This window comes from Bacteroides sp., from assembly GCF_028690125.1.
In the GTDB taxonomy this organism is placed as follows: Bacteria; Bacteroidota; Bacteroidia; order Bacteroidales; family Bacteroidaceae; genus Bacteroides.
In genome coordinates this window covers 86,605-94,024 of record NZ_JAQVBV010000022.1, presented here as the reverse complement: position 1 = coordinate 94,024, position 7,420 = coordinate 86,605, and the positions used below count along the sequence as shown (strand labels likewise).

Genomic DNA, 7,420 nt, shown 5'->3' with positions numbered 1-7,420 from the left:
GGTACTGCGTAACAGTGGGAGAGTAGGTAACTGCCGTTTTTCAAGAAGCCCCTTGATTCGAAAGAGTCAAGGGGCTTTATTGCGTTTGGTAGTAAGAAGAATAGGTTGCCTATTTTGAATTGACCAACATTGAAATCTGTTTAATTAATGCAATGAGACTAATGAAAACAAAACCTATTGTGCTTTGTTTTATAATGCAGTTGAAAATTTCTGATGTAAAGTGATAAAAATGGATATAATAAAGAAGCATATAAGTCTGTATAACTTTATACAAAGACAGTTGATGGGTAACTTTGTCCACTATTTCGTACTTTGCTTTATTGTTATTTCTATAATAGCCATCATTTGCAGTTCTTTTGAGGCAATGGCTTCTTATAAGTATATATTGTTTGGCATTACTTATCTTTCTTCTTTTATTTTTTTGATTGAGTATATATTAAGGTTAATAGCAGCACCTGCTGAATATCCTAATAAATCAGCAAATCGAGCCCGTTGGAAATATCTTTTTTCTTTTTATGGGTTTGTTGATTTTGTCGCTATATTACCTTTTATTTTGATATACCTTTATTGGGATACGAATGTAGCTCATATCATAATTCTACCTTATATCTTTATTATTTTTAAATTGATACGATACTCTCGTTCATTCCGTTTCATCGGTCAGGTGCTGAAAGCTGTTAAGGATGAACTTGTAACTGCATATACCGCTTGTGGTATTATGGTTTGCTTTTCTGCGATTTTGATGTATTACATTGAACGGAATGCTCAGCCTGAAGCCTTTGGGAATATAGGTGATGGATTATGGTGGGCAATAGTAGCTTTTACTACTGTGGGATATGGAGATATCTATCCTATTACTCCTTTGGGTAAGATTTTAAGTAGCGCCATTAGTATGGTAGGAATTGCGATGATTGCTATTCCTACTGGTATTATAAGTTCTTCTTTTATCAATTTGATGCAGAAAAAAGAAAAGAAATAATATGAGCTAAATTTTTTGTTTTTGTAATCGGTGAGAATACCTGTCATATTAATCTCTCAATCTTTCTTTCTCCTTTATACTATATCCTATATAATAGGCAGTATCTATAAAATCCTCCTACGGACGAATGAATGAAAGCCTTTTCTCGTCTTCAGCAAATAAAATAGCAGTATTTACTAATGCTAAATGTGAATAAGCTTGGGGAAAGTTTCCTAATTGTTCTTTTGTGTCGAAATTAATATCCTCACTAAATAAACCGAGATGATTTGAATAGGTTAGAACTTCATCAAATAGACATCTGGCTTCATCTTTATGTCCGGTCACAAATAAGGCACGTATAAGCCAGAACGTACAGATAGTAAATGCAGAAGTCGGCATTCCGAAATCATCTTTACTATTATAACGATACATTAGGCCCTTATGAAATAAGGTTTTTTTTACGGACTCTACAGTTTTATGATAACGTATGTCATTTGCTGCTATAAATCCGTAAGGTTCCATCAGTAACAAAGAAGAATCCATTGCTAGATTATCATAAGTCTGTGAAAAGCTTTGAATATCCTCTTTCCATCCGTATTTCATAACATTTTCTTTTATTCTATCGGCTTCGTTTTTCCAACGTTCGCTGTAGTTATATTTATTCAGCATTTGGGCAATTTTTGCTCCACGGTCTAATGCTACCCAACACATGACTTTAGAAGAAACAAAATGCTGTCCTTCTCCTCTGATTTCCCAAATACCTTTATCAGGTTTCTGCCAGTCATCTGCTACTGTACTCAGAATAGTTTTCACCATTTCCCACATATCTTCTATTTCGTCTAAAGTGCCTGGCATCAAGAGATAATATTGATAAATAAGATCCATCAGATAGCCGAAAGAATCGTTTTGTTTCTGATGATAGGCATCATTGCCTATCCTTACAGGTTTGGAATTTTTATAACCGGATAAATGATCAAGAATCGTTTCGGTTAATTTACGTTCTCCACGAATGCCATACATAATTTGATATTCATGTTTGGCAACAAATGTGGACTGAATGAATTTCATGAAACGTTTGGCAGCACCTGCATGACCGATCTGAAACATTGTTTCGATGGACATGGATGCATCTCGGAGCCAGCAGAAACGATAATCCCAATTGCGAACTTCACCTATTGCTTCCGGAAGGCTTGTTGTTAATGCTGCTAATACTGCGCCATTGTGATAAGACATCAATTTAAGAACCAGCAAACTGCGTTCAATTACATCATTGTAGAGAGTATACTTTTTACTCCGGTTGGTCCAATTTAGCCAATAAACCAAGGTACGGCAATATTCAATTTTTTCCCGTTCTATATCAATAGGGATTACTTTCTCGTTGTAAGACAATAGTATAAATTCATCTTTCTCAAGTATGATTTCTTTTTCTTCCAAGATTTCTTGCAATGAGAGTGAAGAGTATAAATATTGCCTATTCTTATTGTTAGAAGAACAGTAAGTTTCTATATATTGAGAGTTGATGTTATGGATAACTTTTCCTTGTGCATAGTTGGGAGCAGGATGGTAACCCACTCTGAAACGTGGCTTACCTTTAATCCAATGTATGTAACGGTATAGTTCAGCAGGAATATAATGTTCGGTATCATTTTTTGAATGATAGCAAGGCATATAGTCGAGAACAGTGAATTCACCTTCTTCCGAACTGAATTTTGTGGAAAGGATATTGGTATGAGGTATATAACTTTGAGTAATATGATAATTATCGGTCACTTTAAAACCGAAATATCCTCCCTTTTCGCGATCGAGTAAACGGGCAAATATTGAAGGTGAGTCGAAATCCGGAAAACACATCCATTCAATGTCCCCTTTGCGGGAAATAAGGGCTGCTGTACGGCAGTTGCCTATTACTCCATAATTCAAACGATTCATGATGATTATTTTGGGTTATTTTTTAATAAGTCTTTGAAAAAGCTGAAAGCAGAAACGAAAAGGTTTTTACTCTTTTCATCTGTTACTGTCATTTTTTGTTTGCTAAGAATGGCTTGTAGGAAAAAGAGTACATCTGTTTGGGCAGACAGATTATAATTAGCTGCTTCCGATACAGTGCCTATTTTTATGGTGAAGGCATTTGTAGGAACAGCTTGAAACATATCATCGTCAGTAGTGTCATCTCCCATTGCTAGGATGAAGTCATAATGTTGATCAGATAGGAGACGGCTTACTTCAGAGCCTTTGTTATAATCGGGTGATTTAATCTCGACTACTTTGTTGCCTTGTAGGATTTGTAGCTTTTGTCTGGTACATATAGATACTAATGCACTGACCAATTGTTGTGCCCTCAGACTTCCCAACCAGGCATCACTTTCGCGATAATGCCAAGCTAGAGCTGTCTCTTTTATTTCCAGTCGCGATTGTGGCGTTCTTTCTACGAACATCTGTAATATGGATAGAATGCCTGTTCCCCATTCCGTTTTCTCTATATTCTTATGCCATCCTCCGTTTTCTTTGTAAAATGCTCCGTGCTCGGCAGCCATGGAAATAGGTAGAGAACCCAGCCATTTTTCCAGAGTAATGTGGTCCCGACCGCTATTGATAACAACGTGGTTGGTAGGATCACTACTCAATTGTTGCAAAAGGGCAATCAGTTCCGGTGTTGGTTGGGCATCTTCCGGATGTGGTTTAAGAGCGGCTAAAGTTCCGTCATAATCCAAAAGAAAAAGTCGTTGTTTGGCTTCGTTGTATTTCGACTTAATTTGTGCGATAGTATTGGAGGTAATATGTTTTTTCCGTAACCATTCATTTTTTGTATAAGTTGTATTCATTTCATTTACGAAGTCAGCAGCCCATTTGTTTATGGTTTGCACGGATAAAATGTTTTGCATACGTTGAATTCTTCTTTTCTGCTCTTCTATCGGCATTTCAAGAGCTTTGCAAATAGCATTTTCTATTTGTTCCGTATCATTTGGATTAATTTGAATAGCATCAGTCATTTCCGTAGCAGCACCTGCCATTTCGCTAAGAATGAGCACACCGGGATTTTGGTGTTTGGTGGCTACATATTCTTTGGCAACCAGATTCATACCGTCGCGAAGTGGTGTTACCAACGCAATATCGGCTACATAATACATGGCAGTAAGTTGTTCAAGTGAAAAACTATGGTAAAAGTAACAAACGGGTGTCCAGTTCATAGTGGAATAACACCCATTAATGGCACCAATTTCTTCATCAATTCTGGTTTTCAGTTCGGCATAACTACCTACATGATCGCGTGAAGGGACAATTACCATTGCTAATGTCACTTTGCCGTGGTATTCAGGATGATGTTTGAGGAAAGTTGCAAAACCTTGCAGACGATGCAGGATGCCTTTACTATAATCGAGTCTATCTACTGATAAAATCAGTTTATGATTTCCGAATAATTTTCGGGTCCGGTCGATTGCTTGTTTTACTTCAGGGTTACCGGATGCTTTGTGATAAAGTTCATAATTTATTCCCATTGGCAATGCGTCTACTCTTATTGTGCGGTTATTGAACTGTACTTCATCGAGTTTAAAGTCGATGTGAAGTACACGTTCTACTGCACTGATAAAGTGACGCATATAATCGTGAGTATGGAATGCGATGAAGTCTGCTCCTAATAATCCCTTCAGAATCTCAGCACGTTCCGGTAAAATACGGAAGAGTTCGTAGGAAGGGAATGGGATATGATGGAAATATCCGATACAAAGATCCGGATGTTTTTTTCTTAACATACCGGGGAGCAACATTAATTGATAGTCTTGTATCCATACTTTATCTCCGGGTTGTACCAGTCGGCATATTTCTTCGCAAAAAAGTTGATTGACTTCTTGATAAGATTGCCAAAAGCAGTTTCTATATAAAGTATATGCAAAGAAGTAATGGCAGAGGGGCCAGATTGTACTGTTACTATATCCTTCATAGTAGTTTTTAATATTTGTATCGGATAAAAATACCGGATGAAAATTCATTTCTTGCAGCTTGATGCTTATTTCTTGCCTGTCTTTTTCATCGTTTGTACATATTCCCGACCAGCCTATCCAATGTTTTTCATAAGGGGTTTCAAGAGAATCTAATCCTGTAGCCAATCCGCCTTCACTACGTGTAAAGACGAAGTTCCCATCAGGGTTGGCTACTTTTACGGGTAATCTGTTTGCTATAATATAAAGTTTCATACTTATTAATAGGCAAAGTATATACCAACCGGCTTTAAAATTCAGTTATGCGTTAATGATCAAACTGTTAGATGAATAAACGTGCTTATGACAAACATACCAAAATGGGAGTATCCTTTCATTTTGGGGGTATTTGAATCTATTCTCTTTCCGTAAAGTTTCTTTTCCAAAATAGAGTACTCTTTTTCAAAATGAAAGGGTGTTTTAGTGAGTAATAAATGATCTTTATTGCTGTATGTGATTGAATTATAATGTATTATATGCGCTTCTCTTTTTGTGGCACACATTTAGCATAATACATGGCAAGTAATTTTAATAGTAAATCGTATAAAAAGTAAGAAGATGGAAATTACACTATCATTCATTTTTTGTCTGTTAAGCGGTATCGCTTGTTTCTGGCTATTTTGGAAATGTGTTGATTGGTTTGAAAAGATTTAATGAAAAGGAGAATTAATTTATGTACACAGCACTATTTGTATTAGGTATTGGAATCTTCGGTTATTTGATGTATGTACTCATCAGACCCGAGAAGTTTTAAATTACACAGTATAAGGTAAAAGTATGAACACAGAAATTTTAGGCGTAGTTTTGCAAATTGCTCTGATGGTGGTTTTGGCCTATCCGTTAGGAAAATACATTGCAAAGGTTTATAAGGGAGAAAAGACTTGGTCGGACTTTATGGCTCCTATTGAGAGGGTGATATATAAGGTATGTGGGATCAATCCGAACGAAGAAATGACCTGGAAGCAGTTCTTGAAAGCATTATTAATTCTGAATGCTTTCTGGTTTGTGTGGGGTATGGTGTTATTGGTTTCGCAAGGATGGTTACCGTTGAATCCGGATGGAAACGGACCACAGACTCCCGACCAGGCTTTCAATACCTGTATTAGTTTTATGGTCAATTGTAATCTGCAACATTATAGCGGTGAGAGTGGATTGACCTATTTTACTCAGTTGTTTGTCATCATGCTCTTCCAGTTTATTACAGCTGCAACCGGTATGGCTGCAATGGCAGGTATTATGAAAAGTATTGCTGCTAAAACAACTAAGACTATTGGTAACTTTTGGCAGTTTCTGGTAATAAGCTGTACACGTATTTTATTACCACTTTCTCTGATTGTAGGTTTTATTCTGATTCTTCAGGGAACTCCAATGGGATTTGATGGAAAGATGAACGTGACAACGCTTGAGGGTCAGGAACAAATGGTATCGCAAGGTCCTACAGCGGCGATTGTTCCTATTAAGCAGTTGGGTACGAATGGTGGTGGTTATTTCGGGGTGAATTCATCCCACCCGTTGGAAAATCCGACTTACCTGACAAACATTGCAGAATGTTGGTCTATTCTGATTATTCCGATGGCTATGGTACTTGCACTGGGATTTTATACACGTAGAAGGAAACTGGGATATATTATCTTTGGAGTTATGCTCTTTGCTTATCTGGCAGGTGTTTGTATCAATGTTAGTCAGGAAATGGGAGGTAATCCTCGTATTGATGAAATGGGAATTGCTCAGGATAATGGCGCAATGGAAGGTAAAGAGGTACGTCTGGGCTCTGCCGCAACAGCTCTTTGGAGTATTACCACTACAGTTACTTCCAATGGTTCCGTAAATGGTATGCACGATTCAACAATGCCGCTATCTGGTATGATGGAAATGCTGAATATGCAGATTAACACTTGGTTTGGTGGCGTCGGTGTGGGATGGATGAACTATTATACCTTTATTATTATCGCTGTATTCATCAGTGGTTTGATGGTGGGACGTACGCCGGAATTCCTTGGAAAAAAAGTGGAAGCTCGTGAAATGAAGATTGCTACCATTGTTGCTCTGCTTCATCCGTTTGTAATTCTTGTATTTACTGCAATATCTAGTTATCTATATGTACATCATCCAGACTTTGTGGCAAGTGAAGGCGGTTGGCTGAATAATCCGGGATTCCATGGATTAAGTGAACAACTTTATGAATATACTTCTTGTGCAGCCAACAATGGTTCTGGTTTTGAAGGATTGGGTGATAATACCTATTTCTGGAATTGGACGTGTGGTATTGTATTAATTCTCAGTCGTTTCTTACCTATTATAGGACAGGTTGCAATAGCCGGCTTACTAGCTCAAAAGAAGTTTATTCCGGAAAGTGCCGGTACATTGAAAACTGATACAGTGACCTTTGGAGTGATGACATTTGCTGTTATTTTCATTATTGCTGCTCTGTCATTCTTCCCGGTACACGCTTTAAGTACGATTGCTGAACATTTTAGTTTGTAAT

General features: G+C 37.3%; 5 protein-coding genes. 3 read left to right on the top strand and 2 right to left on the bottom strand.

The genetic code is table 11. The features are described 5' to 3' along the window. Positions 1 to 250 precede the first annotated feature (250 nt). On the top strand, positions 251 to 979 hold the full coding sequence (locus PHO71_RS15045; protein WP_300204881.1) for an ion transporter: 729 nt from the start codon (positions 251 to 253) through the stop codon (positions 977 to 979). Positions 980 to 1,096: 117 nt separating this feature from the next. Here the strand turns inward: PHO71_RS15045 and PHO71_RS15040 are convergent, their stop codons facing one another. Then, positions 1,097 to 2,887 (bottom strand): glycoside hydrolase family 15 protein, encoded by a 1,791-nt coding sequence (locus PHO71_RS15040; protein ID WP_300204875.1) that lies wholly within the window; start codon positions 2,885 to 2,887, stop codon positions 1,097 to 1,099. 5 nt (positions 2,888 to 2,892) lie between these two features. After that, positions 2,893 to 5,151, bottom strand: a complete 2,259-nt coding sequence (locus tag PHO71_RS15035) for a bifunctional alpha,alpha-trehalose-phosphate synthase (UDP-forming)/trehalose-phosphatase (RefSeq protein ID WP_300204873.1) — start codon at positions 5,149 to 5,151, stop codon at positions 2,893 to 2,895. Between the two features lie 457 nt (positions 5,152 to 5,608). Between PHO71_RS15035 and kdpF the strand changes: the two genes are divergently transcribed. Then, positions 5,609 to 5,689, top strand: a complete 81-nt coding sequence (gene kdpF / locus PHO71_RS26230; RefSeq protein WP_367279904.1) for a K(+)-transporting ATPase subunit F — start codon at positions 5,609 to 5,611, stop codon at positions 5,687 to 5,689. A gap of 23 nt (positions 5,690 to 5,712) precedes the next feature. After that, the gene (kdpA, locus tag PHO71_RS15030) at positions 5,713 to 7,419 is read left to right on the top strand and encodes a potassium-transporting ATPase subunit KdpA (protein WP_300204872.1); all 1,707 of its coding nucleotides are present in this window, start codon (positions 5,713 to 5,715) and stop codon (positions 7,417 to 7,419) included. The last annotated feature ends 1 nt before the right edge of the window (position 7,420 follow it).